This is a genomic window from Leisingera sp. ANG-M1 (assembly GCF_000813745.1).
GTDB lineage: Bacteria > Pseudomonadota > Alphaproteobacteria > Rhodobacterales > Rhodobacteraceae > Leisingera.
This window is the reverse complement of sequence record NZ_JWLC01000048.1, coordinates 1-352: the sequence shown is the minus strand read 5'-3', so window position 1 is coordinate 352 and position 352 is coordinate 1. Positions and strand designations below refer to the sequence as shown.

1 protein-coding gene is annotated in these 352 nt (G+C 58.5%); it reads right to left on the bottom strand.

Features of this window, described 5'->3' with window-relative positions; all coding sequences use genetic code 11:
• Window positions 1-193: 193 nt before the first annotated feature.
• A partial coding sequence (locus tag RA19_RS25150) for a SelT/SelW/SelH family protein (protein WP_039168575.1) occupies window positions 194-352 on the bottom strand: 159 nt, incomplete at its 5' end.

Below are 352 nucleotides of genomic sequence, written 5' to 3'. Positions count from 1 at the left end.
TCCGGCGGGGAGTGAAGGGCGTCTAGAAAACTGTCCGGGGGACAGTTTTAGCCCTGAACGGGCGGAGCCCAATTGCCGAAGGATTGGTTCATGTGTCATTTTGGGCTCCGCCCGTTCCCAGCTGAATTGGTCCCCCGGACCAATTCCGGGACGCTGCTCACTCCTCGCCGAAGGCGAAAAATGACGTCCGGTTTCAAGGTACCGGCCGGTCGAGATGACCCAGATCCTTGCCCGGGTCAATCCGGTCGCGCACGCGGGTCTTCAGCTCTTTCACATCAGGAAAGCCGCCGTCCCGTTTGCGTTCCCAGACCAGCTCCTTATCAACATGGATTTCAAAAATCCCGCCCAAATC